Consider the following 21,937-nt stretch of genomic DNA (forward strand, 5'->3'; position numbering starts at 1 on the left):
AGCACGCCCTTCGGCGCGCCGGTCGAACCCGACGTATAGATGACGTAGGCCGCGTTGTCCGGCGCGAGAAACGGCCGGTGCGTCCGGCCCGCGCGATGGTGCTGTGCCGCGGCCATCGACGCGCCGTCCAACCGCAGCACGGGCCGCGCGTCCGCCGTCATGTACCGCAGCCGTGCTGCCGGATAGTCCTGGTCCAGTGGCAGATACGTGGCTCCGGTCTGCAGTACACCGAGCATGGCGACGACGCTGTCGGCCGAGCGCGGCAAGCTCACCGCCACCACCTCTTCGGTGCGCACGCCCTGTGCGATCAGCCAATTCGCCACTCGTTCGGCGCGCGCCTCCAGCTGGGCGTAGGTGAGCACGGTCGGGCCGCAGATCACCGCGGGCCGCTGCGGCGTCGCGGCGACCTGGCGGGCGACCAAGTCCGGGACCGTCGCCGTGGGTGGCGCCGCCGCGGTGTCGTTCCACGTCACCAGCAGGTTCTGTCGTTCCTCCGGCAGCACGATATCCAGTGCCGCGACCGGGGCTGCCGGTTCGGCGACCACAGTTTCGAGCAGCTGTACGAAACGGCGGGCGAGCGCCTCGACGGTGGGCCGATCGAACAGATCGGTCGCGTACTCGACGCTGCCGAGGTAACCCGCGGGCGACTCTTCCAGTGCGAAGAACAGGTCCAGTTTGGCGGTGCCGGTGCGCACCGGCACCGCGGTGACCTCCAGCCCGGGCAGGTCGAATTCGTGCGCCATATTGTTCTGCAACGCGAACATCACCTGGCACAGCGGGTGAAACGCCGTCGACCGCACCGGATTCAGCAGTTCGATCAGTCGCTCGAACGGCAGATCCTGATTCGTGTAGGCCCCCAACGCCTTTGCGCGGACCTGGTCGAGCACCGCGGAGAACGCGGCGTTCCGGGACACCTCGACCCGCAGCACCCAGGTGTTGACGAACAGCCCCACCAACTCCGCGGTCGCCGCATCGGTACGGCCGGCGATCGGCGTCCCGATCGGAATATCGGCTCCCGCACCGAGTTTGTGCAGCAGAACCGCGAACACCGCCTGCAACACCATCGACGCGGTCGCGCCGCGCTCGCGTCCGGCCTGTTCCACCGCGGCCCGCAGCCGCGGCCCCACCGTGAATTCGACGATATCGCCGCGTGCGCTCGCGATCTTCGGGCGCGGCCGATCCCAGGGCAGCGTCAACTGTGCGGGCAGTTCGGCTAGTTCCCGGCGCCAGTACGCGAACTGTTGCGCCGCCGGGCTTTTCGGATCACCGGGGTCGCCGAGCAGGTCCCGCTGCCATATCGCGTAGTCGGCGTATCGGACCGGCGGATCCGGCCGATCCGGTTCCCGGCCCGCGCAGCGGGCCGCGTACGACTCGGACAGATCGCGCGCCAGCACCGGAAGCGATCCGCCGTCGCAGGCGATGTGGTGCAGCACCAGCAGCAGGACGTGCTCGTCGGCCGCACAGCGGAACAGGCTCGCCCGCAACGGGATATCTCGCGTCAGATCGAACTCGTAGCGCGCGGCGGCGTCCAGCGCGCCACGCACGTCCGCGACGTCGGCCACCGGGACGTCGATTACCGTCGCCGCCCGCACCCGCTGCACCGGCACGCCCGCGACCTCGGTGTACACGGTGCGCAGACTCTCGTGCCGGCGCACCAGATCGGTCACCGCCGACCGCAGTGCGGCGAGATCGACCGGCCCGGTCAGCCGGACCGCCAGCGGAATGTTGTACGTCGCGGACGCGCCTTCCAGCCGGGCGAGAAACCACAGTCGTTGCTGCGCAAAGGACAACGGCACCGGCGTGGGATGAGCCCGCCGCACCAGCGCCGGACGCACCGGCATGCTCTCGTCCAGCCGGGTCGCCAGCAGCGCCGGTGTCGGTGCCTCGAACACCGTCAGGATCGGCACTTCGATTCCGCAGACCTGTCTGATCCGGGCGGCCAATCCGGTGACGGCCAGCGAATGCCCGCCGAGCTCGAAGAAGTCGTCGTCCGCGCCGACCCGTGCCGCGCCGAGCACCTCGGCGAACAACCCGGCGAGCATCCGCTCCCGCGGCGTCACCGGCGCGCGATAGGCAACCCGTTGTCGCGCAGGCTTCTTCGGTTCGGCAGGCCTCGGCGCGGCACTGCCGACGGTCAGCGCCGGATCGGCCACCACCATCGCCAGCAAGCGCACGAACGCTGCGGCCAAGCCCTCGACGGTGTGCTGGTCGAACAGGTCGCTGGCGTATTCCACGCTGCCGCTGTACCCGCTGGACACCGCTGCCTCGAGCACGAAGAGCAGGTCGAATCTCGCCGTTCCGGTGTGTAACGCGAGCGGTTCGGCGGCGACGCCGGGCAGGTCGAATTCGGGAACCGCAGTGTTCTGCACGGCGAACATCACCTGGCACAGCGGATGGAACGCCGTCGACCGCACCGGATTCAGCAGTTCGACCAGCCGCTCGAACGGCAGGTCCTGATTGGCGTAGGCGCCTAGTGCTTTGGCGCGTACCTGGTCGAGCACCTCGTCGAACCGCGCCTGCGCGCCGATGCGTACCCGCAGGACCCAGGTGTTCACGAACAACCCCACCAGTTCGCTCAACGCGTCGTCGGTGCGACCCGCGATCGGGCTGCCGATCGCGATCTCCGGCCCGGCGCCCGACTGGTGCAACAACACCGCGAAGACCGACTGCAACAGCATCGAGGCGGTGGCGCCCCGGCTGCGCGCCGAATCCTCGACCGCCGCCCGCAATCCGGCGTCGATCGCGAACTCCACGACAGCACCGCGCATGCTCATCGTCGCCGGGCGTGGCCGGTCGGTCGGCAGCGACAGCTGCTGCGGCAGTCCCGCGAGCTCGGTCCGCCAGTACTCGAACTGCCGCGACAGCAGGCTCGCGGGATCGTCGATGTCCCCCAGCAGGTCCCGCTGCCACGCGGCGTAGTCGGTGTACCGCACCGGCAACTGCGGCAGCTCCGGCGTTCGCCCGGCGCATCTGGCCGAATACGCCGCCGACAGGTCGCGCGCCAGCGGTCCCAGCGACCCGCCGTCCGCCGCGCAGTGATGCACCACGAGCACGAACACCAGCTCGTCGCCAACGCACTGGAACGCGGTGGCCCGCAACGGAATCTCGGTGGCTAGATCGAAGGGCCGCCGGGCCACGTCAGACATCGCCTGCGGCAGTTGCGCCGCGGTCAATGCGCGTACTTCGAACGGCACCGCGAGCCGCTCCGGATCGCGCACGACTTGTACTGGCGCACCGTCGATCTCGGGAAAGACCGTCCGCAGGCTCTCGTGTCTGCGCACGACGTCGCGCACCGCACCCGCGAGCGCGCCGAGATCGACCGGTCCGGTGAGCCGCACCGCCACCGGAATGTGGTACGTCGCCGACGGTCCCCGCAGCCGGTCCAGAAACCACATGCGCTGCTGCGCGGAAGACAGCGCACTGCGCTCCATACGGTCGCGTCTGGTCAGCGGCGGACGCGGCGGCAAGCTCGGGTCGAGGCGCGTCGCGAGCAAGGCCGGGGTCGGCGCCTCGAACACCGTCAGGACCGGCACCTCGAGTCCCAGCACGACGCGGATGCGGTTCACCAGACGCGTGGTCGCCAGCGAGTGTCCGCCCCGGTCGAAGAAGTCGTCGTCGGCGCCGACCCGCTCGACGCCGAGGATTTCGGCGAACAGCTCGGTGAGCACCAACTCCGGCAATGATTCCGGTGCCCGGTACGCCGAGCGCGCCAGGAACTCCGGTGCGGGCAGCGCCCGGGTGTCCAGCTTGCCGTTCGCGGTCAACGGCAATTCGTCGAGCACCACCAGCGCCGCGGGCACCAGGTTCGGCGGCAGGGCGCCGACGAGGTGTGCGCGCACCGCCTCCGGGTCGAGGACACAACCGGCTGCCGCGACCAGGTAGGCGACGAGCTGAGCGCCGAGACGCTCGTCGGTGTGCACCACCACGACGGCTTGTGCGACCGGCGTCAGATTCGTCAGCACCGCCGCGATCTCTCCGGGTTCCACCCGGACGCCACGGAGCTTCACCTGGAAGTCCGTGCGCCCCAGGAACTCCAGTTCGTGGCGGGCGGTCCACCTGCCGAGATCGCCGGTGCGATACATCCGCGCGCCCGGGACGAAGGGGTCGGCCACGAACCGCTCTGCGGTCAGGTCCGCCCGCCCTACGTACCCGTGCGCCAGCTGGGCGCCGGCCACGTACAGTTCACCGGCCACCCCGTCCGGGACCAGTCCCAGTCCGCTGTCCAGCACGTAGATCCGGGTGTTGTCCACGGGCGCGCCGATCGGCACCGAGACCGTGTCCGCCGCGCTCACCTCGTGGAAGGTGACGTCCACGGCCGCCTCGGTCGGACCGTACAGATTGTGCAACCGCGCGCCGGTCAGTGCGCGCAGGCGCTGCGCCGTCGCGGCGGGCAACGCCTCACCGGACGCGAAAACCTGCCGCAGACTGCGGCATTCGGCGGCCTTCGGCTCCGCGACGAACACCGCGAGCAGCGCGGGCACGAAATGCACGGTGCTGATCTGCTGTTCGGTGATGATCCGGGCCAGATAGGCCGGATCCCGATGCCCGTACGGTTCGGCGACCACCAGCCGGGCGCCGATCTGCAAGGGCCAGAACAGCTCCCACACCGATACGTCGAACGTCGCGGGCGTCTTCTGCAACACCGCGTCGTCCGCGCGCAGGCCGTACTCCGCCTGCATCCAGACCAGCCGGTTGACGATCGCCGCGTGCGGCACCGCCACGCCTTTGGGCGCGCCGGTCGAACCGGAAGTGAACAGGACATAGGCGATCGCACCGGCGCGCGGCCGGGCGTCCGGCAGGGGCGCGTCGTCGAATCCGGAGAGGTCGAGCCGATCGACCCGTACCTGCCGTACTCGCCGGGTCGCCAGGTCCCTACCCGCGGTGAGCAGCAGTGCCGGCTTCGCCGACGCCACCATCTGGTCGACGCGTCCCAGCGGGTGGTCGGGGTCGACCGGCAGGTACCCGCCGCCGGCCACGAGCACCGCGTATATCGAGATCACCAGATCGTCGCAGCGCCGCATGCCGATCGCCACCAACGCACCCGGCCGCACGCCTACCGACCCCAGGTAGCGGGCCAGCCGGTGTACCCGTGCCGCGAACTCGCGGTAGGTCAGCGTCGTACCCGCGTACGTCAGCGCCGGCGCGTCCGGCGTCCGCCGCACCTGCGCCTCGAACATCGAGACCAGCGTCGCCGTCGGATCGCTGGGCCGGGCGGCGCCACGGCAGGATTCGAGCAGCTGCGCGCGCTCGGCGGGCTCGAGCAGGTCGATGTCGCCGACCGTGGCCGAGGGCGTCCGCACAACCAGCGCGAGTATCCGCACGAATCGCGCGGCGAGGCGTTCGACGGTGTCCCGATCGAAGAGGTCGGTCGCGTACTCGACGCTGCCCGCGTAACCCCCGCCGGGCACCTCGGTCAGCGCGAAGAACAGATCGAACCGAGATGTTCCGGTGCCGACCGTCATGGGTTCGACCCGCACTCCCGGAAAGGCGAATTCGTGGAACATGTTGTTCTGCAACGCGAACATCACTTGGAACAGCGGGTGCATCGCCGTCGAGCGCGCCGGGTTCAGTTGTGCCGTCAGCTGTTCGAACGGCAGGTCCTGGTTCGCGTAGGCGTGCAACGCCTTGCGCCGGACCTGGGCGAGCACGTCCGCGAACGTCGAGCGGTGGGTGACCGCGACGCGCAACACCCACGTGTTCACGAAGAAGCCCACCAGCTCGGCCGCCGCGTCGTCGGTCCGGCCCGCGATCGGGCTGCCGATCGCGAGATCGACACCCGCGCCGAGCTTGTGCAGCACCACGGCGAACACCGATTGCAGCACCATCGACGCGGTCGCCGTCCGGTCGAGCGCCAGGGCTTCCACCGCCGAACGCAATTCGGGCCCGACCTCGAAGGCGACCGTATCGCCGCGGTGGCTCGCGACCTTCGGCCGGGGCCGGTCGGGCGGTAGCGTCGACTGCTCGGGCAGGCCCGCCAGTTCCGCCCGCCAATACTCCAGCTGAACCGCCGAGACACTCGCCGGGTCCGCGGGATCGCCGAGGAGGTCCCGCTGCCACAGCGTGTAGTCGGCGTACTGCACCGTGCGCCGAGCCGGTTCCGGAGGTTGCCCGGCGCACCGAGCTGCGTACGCCAGCGACAGATCGCGCGCCAGCACCGGCAGCGAACCGCCGTCACAGGCACTGTGATGCAGCACCAGGATCAGCACATGCTCGTCGGCGGCGACCCGAAACAGTCTGGCACGCAACGGTATATCCGCCGAGAGATCGAACCGGCGCCGGGCTTCGTCCCGCACCGCCGCCGCGACGTCGACGACCTCGGTCACCGGCAGCTCGACCGTGGCGCTCGCGCAGATCCGCTGTACCGCCGCACCCGCCACCTCGGCGAGCACCGTGCGCAGACTCTCGTGCCTGCGCACCACGTCCCCGACCGCCGCACCCAGCGCGGACACGTCCAGCGGCCCGGTCAATCGCACCGCCGACGGCACGTTGTACGTGGCCGAAGGCCCGTACAGCCGATACAGGAACCACAACCGCTGCTGGGCGAAGGAAGCCGGAATCCGTGCGGGCCGCGCGCGGGCGATCAGCGCCGGTCGGGCCTCGGCACCGCGGTCGAGGCGGGCCGCCAGCAATGCCGGGGTCGGCGCGTCGAACACCGTCAGGATCGGCACTTCGACGCCCAGCACCGCCCTGATGCGACCGACGAGCCGGGTCGCCGAGAGGGAGTGCCCGCCCAGCGCGAAGAAATCGTCGTCGGCACCCACCGCACCGACCGCCAAGGTCTCGGCGAACAGCTCCGCCACCGCACGCTCGCTTGTGGTCGCGGGTGCCCGAGAACGGTTGTGCGCGAAGACCTCCGGTACCGGGAGCGCACTTCGGTCCACCTTGCCGTGCACGGTCAGCGGGAACTCGTCGAGCACCACGACCGTCGGCAGCATGACGTCGGGCAACAACTCTCGCAGGTGCGCGCGCAGATCCGCGACCACCGAGGCGGTCTGCGGATTGTTCGCGTAGTGGGCCGGGGCTTGTGGCGGACCGTCGGGCAGGTAGACATCGGTGAGCGGGCAGTCGGGCGCATCCGCGAGAAATATCGCGTCCATGTGGCCTTTCCGGGCCGACCACGTCACCGCGGCGGTCCGGCCGTTCGCCGCGGCGAGCAGGTGCAGGTCCTCGGGAAGCAGCCCGTCGCGGGACGATCGCGGCTCGCCGATCGCCTCCGCCGTCGCGTCGAGATCGCGATCGACGCCCGCGTGCGGAATCTCGGTGACGCGCAACGTCGCGGTGTGCACGTCACGCAAGGCAGCACCCAGTGCATCGCGACCGGTGAACGGCAGTCGCGGCCCGGGCGCCAGAGACCTTGCGTCCGTCGGTTGTTTACGCAAGACGACGTCGTACCGGTAGGACGTCAGCTCGTTGCTCGACGCTCCTCGTCGCAGTGCGATGTCGACCGCACCGATTTCAGCCGTCTCGCGAGCCAGTGCCGTGAAGTAGTCAGGTGCCAGCAACAGTTCCGGTTCGGCGCGCAGCGCCGCTTCGACCCGGGTACGCAGCACGCCCGGGTCGGCGATACCGTGCCGCGCGAGCTGCACCGCAGCGGTGTGTGTTTCGTGCAAGGCCAGGTTCCGGATATCGCCGAGAAACAGCGCACCATCCGGCCGGAGTACGCGCAGTGCTTGCTCCAGCACGCGTCGCAGGTAGCGTTCGCTCGGGAAGTACTGCACGACGGAGTTCAGGATGATCGTGTCGAACCACTCGCTCGGCAGTCCGGCCAGATCATGCGCCGCCCGCCGCTCCAGCACTACCTGTCCGGCCCACTCGGCGTCGAGCCGCCCCGCCAGGTTCCGGATCGCCGCCGCGGAAACGTCGGTGGCGTGGTACTCCGCGCATTCCGCGGCAAGCGCGGACAGCAGCAGACCGGTGCCGACGCCGAGCTCGAGCACCCGGCTCGGCCGCAGCGTGCGGATCCGGGCGACGGTCGCGTCCCGCCACTGCCGCATCTCCTCGACCGGAATCGGTGCGCCCGTGTAACTGTCGTGCCAACCCGCGAATTCGGCCGTGGCGTCGTCGGCGTAGACCTCGTCGTAGAGCCGATGCCAGTGCTCGATCCGCGCATCCTCGTCGCCGGCATCGGACACCGCCCGGGCGGAGTCGACGGTGACGTACCCGAGCAATCGGGCGGCACCCCCGATGGACCGCACGGTGACCACCGCCCGCGTCACGACCGGGTGCACGGACAGCGCCGCCTCGATTTCCCCGGGCTCGATCCGCACCCCGTGCACCTTGACCTGAAAATCGTTACGCCCCAGATACTCCAGATCGCCCTCGGCGTTCCAGCGCACCCGATCCCCGGTGCGGTACATCCGCTGCCCGGCCGTGAACGGGTCGGCCACGAATCGATCCGCCGTCGCGCCGACGCGTCCGAGGTAGCCGCGCGCCAACTGCACCCCCGCCAGGTACAGTTCCCCGACCGCTCCGGCCGGGACGGGTGCCAATCGCGTGTCCAGCACGTACACCCGGGTATTGGGCACGGGACGTCCGATCGGCACCGATCCGGTGTCGGTGCCGCGCACCTCGTGCCGGGTGACGTCGATGGCCGCCTCCGTCGGCCCGTACAGGTTGTGCAGGCGTGCACCGGTGACGGCGACCGTCGCCTGCGCCAGTGGGCCGGGCAAGGCCTCGCCCGAGGCGAAAATCGCACGCAACCCGTGACATTCGGCCGCACCGGTCGCGGTGCGGAACAACTCCAGCAGGGACGGCACGAAGTGCACGACCGTCACCGCTTCGCGCGCGATGAGTTCGGTCAGATAGCCCGGGTCGCGGTGCCCACCCGGCGCCGCGAGCACCAACCGCGCGCCGGCCTGCAACGGCAACAAGAGTTCCCACATCGACACGTCGAACGAAACGGGCGTTTTGTGCAGTACCGCGTCGCCGTCGTCCAAACCGTACTCCGCCTGCATCCATGCCAGCCGGTTCACCAGTGCCGCGTGCGACACCGCCACCCCTTTCGGCTGACCGGTCGAGCCGGACGTGAACATCACGTAGGCCACATTCGCGGAACGCAATACGCCCAGCCGTTCCGCGTCGGTGATCGGCTCCGGCGAAAAGCCGGACACATCAATACGATCCATCGGGATCGCACCCGGCCCGACATCGAATCCCGAATCCGCGAGAGTCAATATCCGCGCTACCCGGGCCGAGTCGAGGACGTAGCGATTACGCGCGCCGGGATGCTCCGGGTCGATGGGCACACACCCGCCGCCGGCGAGTTGGATCGCATACACGGCGACGACGAGTTCGACCGAGCGCGGAATCGCGATGCCCACCAGCGAATCCGGGCCGACGCCCTGCGCGATCAAATACCGGGCCCAGCGCCGCGCCAGTCCCGCGAACTCCCCATAGGTCAGCGATATCCCGTCGAATGTCACCGCGACGGAGTCGGTCCGGCGCGCCACCTGCTCCTCGAACAACGACAACCAGGTCGCCGCGCGCGCGACGACGACCGGTCCGGCGGGATCCAACATGCCGATTCCCTTCCTCCGCTGCGCACCCCGAACATCCACGCAGGCCGGGACGCACGATCGAGCCGGCTATCATTCACCCCCATAGCAGTTGGTGGATGAAAGCCCCGATTTCCTTGCCTCAACGCACAACACGAGCCAGGTTTTCCTGGCACCCCGCTCAGCACGCTGACCGGTCGGTTACCACTGCCCGCCCCCGAGGTCAAGCGTTCGCACACGATTAGCCCCGGCTTCAACTATCGCCTATCCGAAGATCGGCGACAGACCGTGCGTATCACCGATGGTCAGTGAAAACACCGGCAAGGACCGTGATTTGGACCCGATTCGCCGGAGAGTTGTCACGCTTCAAACAGCCGACGAATGTGACAACGGTCACAACGTGGCAAGCAAACAACGTCCCGCCAGTGAGGTGCACAACACACCCGCCGAGTTAAATTGCGGCAACTGAAACTTGTTTGCACCACTTCGGGCCCGTTGATACGATAATTTCATTCGCAAAAGGATTATAGGTTGGATGCGGACGCTTGAAATTCGTCGACGCGATGACCTGTCGATGAAGTAGCTTCATCAATAACGTCAGCGAGGCCGGCGGAAATCAGTGGCAGTTCGCCGGAAGGATCGCAGTGCTGAGGCTTACCCAGGAAGACGTCAGGCGCACCTTCGACGAGGGGCTCCCGCTGCGCGAACCCATCGGATCCGTCATCATCGTCGGCGCCGGACTGTCCGGCCTGGCGGCAGCGAATGAATTGGCGCGCAACGGAACTCACGTCACCGTACTCGAGGCGAGCGATCGGCCCGGCGGACGCACCCGTACCCTGCGCGATCCCTTCGACGACGGTCTGCGCACCGAAGCGGGCGCGATGACGGTGACCGAACACTGCCATTACACCATGCATTATCTGCGGGCACTGGGCCTGAAAACGGAGCCGAGCGATCTCGTCGACACCGATTTCAGTTATCTCCGCCACGGCACCAGAATACGCCCCGACAACCTGGACGACCACGCCGAAATATTGGGCCTGCATCCGCACGAACGAAATCGCACGGTCGCCGATCTGATCGCCGAATATGTCACGAAACCCAACGCGGACATCTGCCCCGAAATAGCGGAACTCGGCTGGACGCCGGCCCCGCAGCTACAGGAACTCGACCGTCTTTCCGTGCGCCGGGTACTCGAGGATCGGGGCGCCTCGGCCGCCGCGATCGATCTGATGGAACCGATGTTCCTGGAAATGCGTGGCGGCGAACTGGAATCCGCCTCGGCCATGGCATGGGCCCGCTATGAATCCGGTCCCCGCTCGTTCACCACCGCGGACGCGCGCTGGTACAAGGTCGAGGGCGGCACCGACCGGCTCGCGCACGCACTCGCCGATGAGATCAGAGACCGCATCCACTACCGCAAACCGGTCGTCCGGATCAGCCAGACCGACCACGAGGCGCAGGTGAGCTTCGTCGATCACAACCGGCTGCAGACGCTCTGCGCGGACCGGGTGATCGTCACCGTTCCCTTCACCAGCCTGCGCCGGATCAATCTTTCTATGGCGCGGCTCTCCGCGGCGAAACATTCGGCCATGCGCCGGCTGCGCTACTCGTCGGTGCTGCGCATCTTCTTGCAGATGCGCGCCCAATTCTGGCCGGAGAAACGGCTGATGCTGTCCACGGACACCCCGCTCGGCACCGTGCGCGACGGCACCCCCGGACTACCGGGCCCGCGCAAGATCCTCGAATGCTGGCTCACCGGCTGGCCCGCGCAGGCCGCGGCGAACATGAGCGCGGGCGAGCGGGTGAATTTCGCACTGCACGAACTGGAATCGATCCTGCCGGGGGCACGGGACCACTTCGAACTGGGCACCTCCGTGGCATGGGACAACGAGCCCTATATCGGGGGCGCCTACGTGCTCCCCGAACTGGCACACGGCGAGCTGATGGCGCATACCCGGACACCGGAAGGACGAATACATTTCGCAGGCGAGCACACGGCATTCGAACCCAACGGCGGCTCGATGAACTACGCGCTGGAGTCGTCCATACGAGTTCTCCTCGAACTCACGTCTTTCACTTGATGGCAACACCTGGAAGGAGTAGCGCGTTGCTGCATCCGCGCTTGTTGATCGTGTCGGATTGCGCGGGGGTCGACGACACCGTCAAAGACCTCGAACGGCACGGGTTCGTGCCCGAGCCGATCTCGACGGGGGCCGCCACGCTCGCCACCTATGCCGATTTCGATGTGGTGCTCATCGATCTCGACTTCACCGATTTCGACGGACTCACGCTGTGCCGGGAGATCCGCGCCGCCAGCGATATTCCGATCATCGCCTTCGCCTCCTCGCTCGACGAACTCGATCAGGTCCTCGCCCTCGAAGCCGGGTGCGACGACTGCATCGTGAAGCCGTACCACAGCCGCGAACTCATGGCACGGTTGCGCGGTCTGCTCCGCCGGGTCCACATGATGTCGCAGCCCGCGCTGATCGTCGGCCAACTGGAGATCGACTCGGCCCTGCGGGAGGTCCGCGTCGACAATCGGCTCATCGAGCTGACCCGTAAGGAATTCGAACTGCTCCGCCTGCTCGCCACCGAACCGCAGCGGGTCTTCTCCAGAGCCGAACTGCTGCAACGGATCTGGGGGTACGACGAGGTGGACGCCGAAGTGACCTCGCTGGCCAGCCGCACCATCGACACCCATTTGAGCAGCATCCGCAAGAAGCTCGGCTCCGCGGACTGGATCGTCACGGTGCACGGCATCGGCTTCCGGTTCAACGACGAAGCCACCCGCGGCAAGCCCGCACCGGCCGTCGAGGCGGCCAACGCGGGCGGCACCGCGGGCTGACGCGCGCGAGCCGCCCGGCCGGCTCAGCCCGTACGCCGCTCGTGCGCACCGAACGTGCCGCGGGCCGAGCCGAGGAATTCGGCGATGATCGCGTCCTGCGCGGTGCGCGGATCACGGCCGTCGCACAACGCGTCCAGTACCTCGCTCGCTTCCCGGTGCGCGCGCTGCGCCGCGTCGTAGGGCATGTGCGTGAACGCCACCAACTGATACAGCGGAGTGAACAGGTCGGGGCGCAGTTCGTGGAGCCGTCGTTCCAATGCGCGACGTTCCAGGAACGCCGGGTTGTTCACGTGGTCGGACAACTCTTCGAGGTTCCGCAGCGAGAGTTCCGCGAGCGCATGACCCGCCTTCACCCGTACATCGCTGTATTCGTCGGCGACGACCTCGGCGACGGTCGCCAGGGTGCCCCCCTCATAGCGGACGGCCGCCTGGAACTTCTCCACCAGGTTCGCCAGCGTGGCCGCGTCCTCGAAACTGCAGTTGATGCCCTGCCCGAAGAACGGGACCACGGCGTGCGCGGCATCGCCGACCAGCACCGCGCGGCGGTGGTGATAGGGCGCGCAGCTGATGATCCGGAGCTGGCCCGGGCTGCGGCTCGCCAGCTCCGAGCCCACCTCGGCCATCCGGCCGAACACGTCCGGGAACTGCGTCGCGCAGTAGTCGCTGATCGCCGCGGCCGAGGACAGCTCCGAAAAGTGCCTGCGCCCATCGCTTTCCGTCAGCGGCTTGAACAGGCTGGTGGTGAAGGTCCGGTCCCGGTTGGGCTGGGCCTGCAGGAAGTGATCGCCGCGCGGCCACAGGTGCATACCCGTGGGATCGGCGTCGCCGTAGTCCATGGTGATCTCGGCGTAGCCGTGCGCGATGGTATCGCGGGTCACCCACATATCCGCGGGATGCGCCGCGACGATCGCATCGCGCACCGCGCTGTGCGCACCGTCGCAGCCCACCAGCAGACCGCCCTCGACCCACGCCGCACTGCCGTCCCGGTCGCGCAGCAGTGCCGCGGCCCGACCGGTATCCACCCCGACGCACTCCAGGCCGTAGTGGATCCGCGCGCCTGCCCGCAACGCCTGGTCGCGCAGCAGCTCCTGCAACACTCCGCGTGGAATGGACAACAGGTGATGGTTGTAGAGCGTCCCGTACGGCTGGGTGGAGATCGCGCCGTCGCGGTGATGGATGATCCGCTTGGCCAGCACCGTCCCCTGCAAGTAGAGGCGGCGTTTGACCGGGCGCGGCAGGCAGTCGAGGCCGCGCGAGGTGAGCGTCAGATTGAACGAGTGCCCGGACCCGGTGCCCGCGGACTCGGTGCCTCGCTCGAAAACGTCCACCTGCAAGCCTTGTTGCCGCAGCAGGGTGGCCAGCGCACACCCGACCGGGCCCGCGCCGATGATCACCACCGAGCGCATTTCCAGTTCAGTCATTGTGGTCTCCTGCCGTATCCGGCCCGTCGGGCGGCGCCACGGCCCCGACCGCGCGGAAGTACTCGAACATCCGATGGATCCAGCCGGTGTCCGCCTGCGGGTACGGGCAACCGACGTCGGCCAGTGCGCGCCTGGACTTTTCGTTGTCGAAGGTGTGCGTGCCGAGCCGCATCACGCCCTCGCGCATGAGCGGCACCAGCGGGCCGAGCCCCTGCCGTTGGTCGTCGCTGTCGCCCACCTCTTGCTCCAGCGCGCCCATCCACTCGGCGCCACTGGTCGGCGCTATCGAATAACCCTCCGCGCGCACGGTTTCCAGGATGGTCGGCCAGTCCAACCCGTCGGGGTGGTACAGATGCCAGGTCTCGTTGTCCGGCTTGCCCTCCGACAGTTGGATGATCGCGCGCGCCACGTAGTCCACCGGCAACAGGTCCACCGCGGGGGCGTCGACGATATCGTCCGGGTAGCGGCCGAGTAGCGCGAATCCCTTCATCTGCAACCAGAAGAAGTCGTCGTGCCGGCACGCGCCGGTCCGGCGGTGCCCGGCGATGCGGCCGACCCGATGCACGGTGACCGGCAGTCCGGCCGCGCGCGCCCGCAACGCCAATTGCTCACCGACCCACTTGCTCTGGGAGTACCCGATGCCCAGCGAGGCCGGGTCGCCCGGCACCGTTTCCTCGCCGATCAGACCGGTGCCGGAATCGGGCGGGAAGACGCCCATCGTCGAGATCAGCCGCAGCGGCGTGGCATTGATCGCGCAGAAGTCCAGCAGGTGGCGCAGTCCGTCCACGTTCGTGCGCTTGACCGTGTGGTACGGCACGACGAAATTGATGTGCGCCGCCGCGTGATAGACCTGCGCGATATCGCGCGCCTGCCATTCGTAGCCGCTGCCCAGGCCGAACCGCGGCTGGTCGAGATCGCCGAGGCAGATGTCGACCTCGTCGAGCCCGGACGGATCGAGCGCGAACTTCCGGAAGGCGCGCCGCAGCCGTTCCCGCCCCTCCTCGACGCTGCCCGCGCGGACCAGGCAGCGCACGTGATGGCCGGTGCGCTGCAGCTCGTCCAGCACGTGACTGCCGAGGAATCCGGTGGCGCCGGTGAGGAATACCGTGCCGTCGGCCGGTTCCTGCCGGGTACCGACCACGAAGTCGCGCAGTTCGGCCTCGGCGCGCAGATCCGGGCCGGCCGCCGCCGTACGGTCGGCGAGGATGTGCGCCATCCCGCGCGGTGTCGGCGTGCTCAGCAACGCCGCGAGCCCGACGTCGGTGTCGAAGCGCCGCTTGACCATTCGATGCAGGCGCGCGGCGAGCAACGAATGACCGCCGAGCACGAAGAAGTCGGCGTCCGGGTGCGCGGGCCGTTCGCCGAGCACCTCGGCCCACAGCTCCGCGAGCACCCGCTCGGTACCGGTCCATTCGGCCTCGGCCGATCCGGACCCCGCCGAGTCCGGCCCGTTCGAATCGGCGGGACCGCACTCGTCGGAACCACACAGCGCCGTCAGTGCACGCCGGTCGGTCTTGCCGTTCGCGGTCACCGGCATCGCGTCGATCCTGGTGAGCCGGCGCGGAATCATGTAGTCGGGCAGCGCCGTACCGAGCCGCGCACGCCAGTCCGGCGGCGGCTGCGTGTCGCTCTGCACGAACGCGTGCAGCGTGCGGTCGCCACCCGCGGGCACGACCAGGACCGCGGCCGCTGCCACCGCCAACTCGCGTTCCAGGGCGGCCTCGATCTCGCCCGGCTCGACGCGATACCCGCGAATCTTGACCTGGTCGTCCTTGCGGCCGCGGTAGTGCAACTGCCCGTCCGGGGCCAGCACCACCACGTCGCCGGTGCGATACATCAGCTGCCCGGCGACGAACGGGTCCGGCACCATGGCCTCGCGCGTCTTCTCCGGCAGACCGAGGTACCCGGGCGAAACCACCGGTCCCGCAACACAGAGTTCGCCCTCGACACCGAACGGGACCCGCTGTGCCGTGCCGGTCGTGCCGGACTCGTCGAGCACGTAGGCGTCGACGCCCGCGACCACCCGGCCGATCGACGGGATGATGGGCCAGGCGCCGGGATCGGCCGGCAGTTCATCCCAGCTGCACAGGTGTGCCTCCGACGGACCGTACGCGTTGATCAGCCGGGCCGCCGGGTGCCGCCGGAACATCGCCCGCACGTCCTCGGTCACCACCAGCCGTTCCCCGGTCACGTACACCTCGCGCAGCTCCGGCAACGACACCGTCGCGGACCGCAGCACCGCGGCCAGCTCACGCAGCGCCACGTACGGCAGGTACACCCGCTCGATCCGCTCCCGCGCCAACAGCTCGGCCAGCGCCGCGAAATCGGTGCGGGCCGCAGCCGGCGGAACGACCAGAGTGCCACCCGTGCACAAGGTTCCGAACACCTCGAGGGCGAACACGTCGAACGCGGGCGGCATGTACTGCAACGTGCGCAGCGCGCGGCCGGACGAGCAGAGTGCTTGGTTGTGCACCAGGTTGGCCAGCGTGATCTCCGGCAGTCGCACGCCTTTGGGACGGCCGGTGGAACCGGAGGTGTACACGATGTAGGCCGTGTCCTCCGGCGTCTTGCGCGGCCCGTCGAATGTCGCCACGGCACCGTCGATATCGGCGTAGTCGAGCACCTCGACGCCGGCCGGGAGCTCGAACTCCGCAGCGCCCGCGTCGCCGGACCGCAGCAGAATCGTTGCGCCGCAGTCGCGCAGGGCGAAGCTCAGCCGCTCCCTCGGTTGGTCCGGATCGAGGGTCACGTAGCTGCCGCCCGCGCGCAGCACGCCGATGACCGTGGCCACCAGGTCCAGCCCCGGACGCAGCAGCACCGCGACCGGCTGCCCGTCGCGTATTCCCTCGGCGGCCAGCGCCTCCGCGATTGCGTCTGCGCGCCCGGCCAATTCGGCATACGAGGTCTGCGTACCGTCCGCGCGCACCGCCGGATCCGCCGCCGCGGCAGCCGCACTCGCCGCGAAGAGATCGGCGGTCAGCTCGGTGCCGAGGTCGGGCGCATCGCCGCGGCGGGCACACAGTTCGGTGATCGCCCGCTCTTCGTCCGCACCGATCCAGCGCAACGCCGCCACCGTGGTATCCGGGTCGGCCAGCACGCTGTCCACCAGCGTTGCGACTCGCTGCGCCAGGTACTCGGTGAACCGTCCACCCGCCGGCGCGGCGGTGCGGTGCTCCACCACCACGGTGAACCGGTCCGCCGTCTCGTCCACCAGAATCGCCATGTCGTACTTGGCCCCGCCCGGCGCGTGTTCCCAGGTCTGCACGCCCCAGGCGGGCAGATCCAACCGCCGCGCGGCCGCGGGCATCACCGTGATCATCGCGTTGAACAGATCGTCGGCACCGTCCTGGTGGCCCGCGCGCACCTCGCCGAGCACCGCCGCCAACGGCATGTGCCGATGCCGAAGCGCCTCCAGCACTTCTTTTTTCACGGCCGCGAGCACGTCACGGGCGGTGTCGGCCCGGTCCAGCCGATGCCGGAGCACCACGGTGTTCGTGAGATGGCCGAGCACCTCCGCGTCACCGGCGCCGCGCACCGAGACCGGGAGACCCAGGAGCAGATCGTCGCGCCGGGTCTGCCGATGCAGCAGCACGAAACACAGGGCGATGAAGAACATGCTGGTGGTGATGCCCTCGGCGGCACAGCACGCACGCACCCGCCGGGATACGTCGTCGTCCAGGATCAGCTGCCGCGTCACCTGCCGGGCTTCGCCCCCACCCGGCAGGCCCAGCTGCGGTGCCGCGGGCGCGTTCGCCAGCTTCGCCTGCCAGTGCCGCAGCGCCTCTGCGTCGGCGCTCAGATCGGACCAGCGCTCGTAGGACTCGATCGACTGCCGCCGTTCCGGCCGGGACGGTTCCCGGCCCTGCGTCAGCGCGGTATAGGTGGCTTCCAGCTGGCTGAGGTACGGCTTCCAGGACAGTCCGTCGAACACGGTGTGGTGGATGTTGAACACCAGCACACTGCGACCTTCGGCGCGCCAGCGCAGGTGTCGTACCCGCGCGAGCGGACCGTCGCGCAGATCGAATTCGGTTGCGGCTACTCGGGCCACCTGTTCGGCCACCCACTCCTCGGGGTCGCCGCCCGGGAAGTCCAGGACGTCGACCGCCGGGGCCAGCTCCCCGTGCACCACCTGCCGCAGATCGCCGTCGTCGGCCATCTCGAAGGTCGTGCGCAGGGCGGTATGGTCCCGATGGACCGAAGCCAGTGCTCGCACGAGCACCCCGTGCGCCAGCCGCAGCGGCACCCGCAGCACCAGCGGCTGGCTGTAGGCCGTGGGATCGGCGCCGTAGACGCTGGCGAACCACATCCCGGGCTGGGCCGGCGAGGCCGGCAATCGCCGCGCCTCGACCGTCGTGAACTCATTGCAAGCCGTCATGTCAGCCTCGCGCTCGCTTGGTGCGAATCAGGTCGGCGACGCCGCGCACGGTGCCGGCGCCGACCATCTCGTCGGGCGCCAACGCGACGCCCAGCACGTCCTCAAGCCGTGCCCCGAGGTCGATCAATTGCAGTGACGTGACACCACTGTGGAGCAGTCCCGCGTCCAGCTCGAGTTCCGCCGTCTTCGTGATGTCGGCCAGTGCCGAGCGCACCACCGCTGCGATCCGATCCGGGGCCTCGCCTTGCGCGGACACGCCGGTCTCCGCCTCGTCGGTGCCGTCCGCCGTCTGCTCCGCGAGCAGCGAGGACAGGCGCTTGCGGTCGATTTTTCCGTTCGTGTTGCGCGGAAACGCCTCCAGCGTCAGCACTTTCGACGGCACCATGTAGTCGGGCAACCGCTCGCGCAGGTGGGCGGTGAGTTCGAGCTCGGACAGTTCGGCGCCGAGCGCGGGCACGCACCACAGGGCGAGTTGCCCGGCCGCGCCACCGCTCGGCACCGCCTGTGCCACCGCCTGCTGCACGCCGGGGAACTCCTCGGCGGTGAGTTCGACATGGCGTGGTTCCACCCGGAACCCGCGCACCTTCACCATCTGATCGGTGCGGCCGGCGAGCACGATCTCCCCGCGCTCGGTCAGCTTGGCCAGATCGCCGGTCCGCAACAGCCGAATACCGTCGTGCCGGACGAACTTTCGCACCGTGAGGTCGGGGTCGCCGAGATACCCCGACGCGACGCCGTCGCCCGCGATGCACAGCTCGCCGATCGTCCCGGGCGGGCATTCGTTCAGGGCCTCGTCCCGCACCGTCAGCTCGACCGCGGGCATGGGGCGGCCGACCGGGATCTCGGCCGCGGCCAGATCCGCGGACGTGATCCGGTGTACCGCGGTCAACGCCGAATTCTCGGTGCACCCGAAGGCATTGAGCACCTCGCCGCCCACGACCGCCAGGGCGCGCTCTACGTGCGACGCGGCCGGGAAGTCGCCGCTCACGATCACCGTCCGCACCCCGGCCAGGCTCTGCGGATGATGTTCCACTAGCAGGTTGAACAAGCCGACGGAGAGGTTGAGCACCGTGATCCGTTCGCGCGCGATGAGTTCGGCCAGCTCGCCGAGCGGCGGCATCTCCTGTGGCGCGACGCTGAGCCTGCCGCCGCGCAGCAGGCAGGTCCAGATATCGGTGGTCGACGCCGCGAACGCGGGCTGCGCGAGTTGCAGGAACCGATCCCGCGGGCCCGGCGTGAACCCGGTGAGATGCCGGGCGACCCTGGCGATGCCCCGATGGGCGATCACCACGCCCTTGGGCGTGCCGGTCGAGCCCGAGGTGAACAAGACGAAAGCCGGTGCCGCCGGGTCGATGTCGAGCTCGAGCGGTGTACCGGGCAGCGCCGACGCCGCGGCCAGCAGCTCGTCCACCGGCACGCACTCGGCTTCGAGGAGGCCGTCGACCGGTCCGTCGACCACCGTGAGCGCCGGTGTGGCGACTTCACACATCCGGTCCTTGTGCGCCGCGGGGTGGGCCGGGTTGAACGGCACCACCACCAACCCGGCTTTCAGGATCCCGAGAAACAGTTGATACGTGACCAATCCACGATCGAGATGGACGCCGACCCTTGCCCCGGGTGCCAGGCCGCGCTCGCGCAGCGCCCGCGCGAGTCGATCGGCCCGTGCGTCCAGCTCGGCGTAGGTCAGGGTGGTCGTGCCGTCCGAGATCGCCTCGCGCGCGGCGTGTTCCCGTGCCGCCCGCTCGAACGCGTCGACGATCGTGTCGGTGGTGGCCGCCCCGGTCCGGTCCATGTCGACGGACTCGACCGGTGTTGCGGTTGGCGAGTGTGTCATCGGGCTGATGTCACCGTCCCTTCCGGTGTGAATGCGCCTCGACGGCCTGCCTCGAGGCCGAAGTGCCGCAAGGTGATCCGGCCGAACGGGGTCGACGGATCGGCCAGATCCAGCGGCAGGTCGAAGTGATCGCGGTCCGGCACGATCTGTGCCCGCACCGGGATCGACTGTGCGGCAAGGTAGGCCGCGTACAGCTCGTGCTGACGCAGGTAGGTCCGCGTCTCGTGGCGGCCGGCCGCGAGCAGGATCGAGTCGCAGCGCGGTGCGGGCATCCGCAGCGGACTGCACTCCTGCGCCAGTTCCGGTGTCAGCCGCACGGCGTCGTTGACGTAGGTGCGCGGGATCTCGGTCAGGTCGTAGAGCCCGCTCAGCAGGCACGCGCTGCGCACCCGCGGCGCGTCGGCGCCGGCCAGCGCCGCGGCCAGCAGATGCGCGCCCGCACTGCTGCCCGCGACGTGCACGCGCGCCGGGTCGATGCCGAACAGCGAGCCGGAACCGTCCAGCCAGGCCAGCGCCCGGGCCACCGAGGCGATCATGCCCGGCAGCGTCCGATCGGGCGCCAGCCCGTAACCGACTGCCACGAAAGCACATCCGTGGGCCCGCGCCTGCCTGGCCGCGAAACACGCGTCGTCGATGCCGGACTCCTGCCAGTGCCCGCCGTGCACGAAGACGAGGGCGGGCGTCTCGGGCCCGCGCGTACCGTGCGGCACGGCCGGGAACACATGGCAGCGTTCGCCCCGGCCGCCGCCGTACGGCACGGCCATGTGCGCGTCCAGCCGGGAGCGGGCGAGGTCGCTGCGCATCCGGTAGCGGCGCAGCGTGCCCGCCGGATCGCGGGCGGTGCTGCTCGGGGAATACTCCCGGTCGAGCGTGCTGCGCTCACTCATCGGATTTGCGCCCCTCGATCACCCCATGTGGTGTCCATCCGGCGCTGCGGATGCGAGTGACCTCGGCGAATCCCGCTGCGCGCAGCCACTCTTCGTGTTCGCGCCAGGGGTAGATCGTCGATTCCTCGGACGGCAGCGTGGCGAAGTACACGTTGTCCAACGCGGTGTAGAGCGGCCCGCGCCCGTCGTCGTCGGCGAACGCGTTGAACACCAGCACCCGTCCACCGGGCGGCAGCGCCGCGTACGCCTGCCTTAGCAGCGTCCGGTTCTGCTCCGGCGACCAGATCACGAACTGGTGCGCGAAGAGCGCCACGTCGTAGCCGCCGGGCAGCGGTTCGCCGAACATATCGCCCGCGATCACGTCGATGCGGTCGCCGAGTCCCGCGGCCGCGATGTTGTCCCGGGCCACCTCAACCGCGCCTTCGAGGTCGAACACCGTGATCTTCAGGTCCGGATGCGCCCGCGCGATCGCGATCGCGTTGACCGCGTCGCCGCCACCGACGTCGAGGATCCCGGTCACGCCGGCGTAGTCCACCTGGTGCAGCAGCACCGGATTCGACAGCTCCGACCACGAGTGCATACCGCGGAAGAACAGATTCTCCAGCTCCGGGGTCTGTTCCAGCCGCGAGTACAGATCGCTGCCGGTGCCGGGCAGGTGTTTGAGACCCAGATTCTTCCCGGTGCGCAACGATTCCGCGTACTCCTTCGCGGGCAGATACGACAGCCGCTGCTGGAAGTCGATGATGTTGCGCAGCAGCGGCCAGGTGCCGTCCGCCATCGCCGCGGCCAGCGTCGCGCCGAGCCGGTAGTGGTCGCCGTCGCGTTCGGTCAGGCCGAGCGAGGTGGTGCCGAGCAGCAGCATGCGCGCCGATTTGCCCGGCATGCCCAGGCCCGCCGCCGCGTCGTCGCTCGTGGCGGGACCGTTCAGGTCGAGATATTCGAACAATTGCAGTTCCGAGGCCGCGCGCAGCTGCTGGAAGGCGGCGAAGCCGAACAGCACCGGGACCAGCGAGGTGAGATCGACCGGCTTGCTGAGCTCGGTCTGCGTTTCCGTCATCGTGATCGTGTTCCTTACCGT

At 69.2% G+C, this 21,937-nt stretch carries 8 protein-coding genes; 2 read left to right on the forward strand and 6 right to left on the reverse strand.

Going from position 1 to position 21,937, the window contains the following annotated elements; translation table 11 throughout:
• On the reverse strand, positions 1 to 9,518 hold a 9,518-nt coding region (locus TY25_RS20285), incomplete at its 3' end, for a non-ribosomal peptide synthetase (RefSeq protein WP_156055119.1).
• Between the two features lie 620 nt (positions 9,519 to 10,138).
• Between TY25_RS20285 and TY25_RS20290 the strand changes: the two genes are divergently transcribed.
• Together TY25_RS20290 and TY25_RS20295 are read left to right on the forward strand one after the other, a co-directional pair.
• Positions 10,139 to 11,578 carry a flavin monoamine oxidase family protein gene (locus TY25_RS20290; protein ID WP_042258441.1) on the forward strand — a complete coding sequence of 480 codons (1,440 nt, stop codon included), beginning with the start codon at positions 10,139 to 10,141 and terminating at the stop codon, positions 11,576 to 11,578.
• 26 nt (positions 11,579 to 11,604) lie between these two features.
• Entirely contained in the window at positions 11,605 to 12,342 is a 738-nt protein-coding gene (locus TY25_RS20295; protein WP_226887332.1) for a response regulator transcription factor, read from the forward strand.
• 23 nt (positions 12,343 to 12,365) lie between these two features.
• Here TY25_RS20295 and TY25_RS20300 read toward each other — a convergent pair whose 3' ends face one another.
• Genes TY25_RS20300 through TY25_RS20320 form a run of 5 tightly spaced genes read right to left on the reverse strand, consistent with a single transcriptional unit; the run spans position 12,366 to position 21,916 of the window.
• On the reverse strand, positions 12,366 to 13,763 hold the full coding sequence (locus TY25_RS20300; protein ID WP_042258444.1) for an FAD-dependent oxidoreductase: 1,398 nt from the start codon (positions 13,761 to 13,763) through the stop codon (positions 12,366 to 12,368).
• Entirely contained in the window at positions 13,756 to 18,138 is a 4,383-nt protein-coding gene (locus TY25_RS20305) for a non-ribosomal peptide synthetase family protein (RefSeq protein WP_081868990.1), read from the reverse strand. Before TY25_RS20305 ends, TY25_RS20300 begins: the two co-directional genes overlap by 8 nt.
• Before the next feature lies 1 nt (position 18,139).
• Positions 18,140 to 19,972 carry a non-ribosomal peptide synthetase gene (locus TY25_RS20310; RefSeq protein ID WP_042258445.1) on the reverse strand — a complete coding sequence of 611 codons (1,833 nt, stop codon included), beginning with the start codon at positions 19,970 to 19,972 and terminating at the stop codon, positions 18,140 to 18,142.
• Positions 19,969 to 20,859, reverse strand: coding sequence for an alpha/beta hydrolase (locus TY25_RS20315; RefSeq protein ID WP_042258446.1), 891 nt, complete (start codon positions 20,857 to 20,859; stop codon positions 19,969 to 19,971). Before TY25_RS20315 ends, TY25_RS20310 begins: the two co-directional genes overlap by 4 nt.
• Positions 20,852 to 21,916: a methyltransferase gene (locus tag TY25_RS20320; RefSeq protein ID WP_042258447.1), complete on the reverse strand. Its 1,065-nt coding sequence runs from the start codon at positions 21,914 to 21,916 to the stop codon at positions 20,852 to 20,854. Before TY25_RS20320 ends, TY25_RS20315 begins: the two co-directional genes overlap by 8 nt.
• Positions 21,917 to 21,937: the final 21 nt, after the last annotated feature.

Origin of the sequence: Nocardia brasiliensis NBRC 14402 (assembly GCF_000308475.2) — a bacterium.
Taxonomy (GTDB): Bacteria; Actinomycetota; Actinomycetes; order Mycobacteriales; family Mycobacteriaceae; genus Nocardia; species Nocardia brasiliensis.

Bases quoted from the DNA above. Each gene is read 5' to 3' on its own strand.
- TY25_RS20300 (WP_042258444.1), bottom strand. From the start codon at position 13,763: ATGACTGAACTGGAAATGCGCTCGGTGGTGATCATCGGCGCGGGCCCG.
- TY25_RS20305 (WP_081868990.1), bottom strand. From the start codon at position 18,138: ATGACGGCTTGCAATGAGTTCACGACGGTCGAGGCGCGGCGATTGCCG.
- TY25_RS20310 (WP_042258445.1), bottom strand. From the start codon at position 19,972: ATGACACACTCGCCAACCGCAACACCGGTCGAGTCCGTCGACATGGAC.
- TY25_RS20315 (WP_042258446.1), bottom strand. From the start codon at position 20,859: ATGAGTGAGCGCAGCACGCTCGACCGGGAGTATTCCCCGAGCAGCACC.
- TY25_RS20320 (WP_042258447.1), bottom strand. From the start codon at position 21,916: ATGACGGAAACGCAGACCGAGCTCAGCAAGCCGGTCGATCTCACCTCG.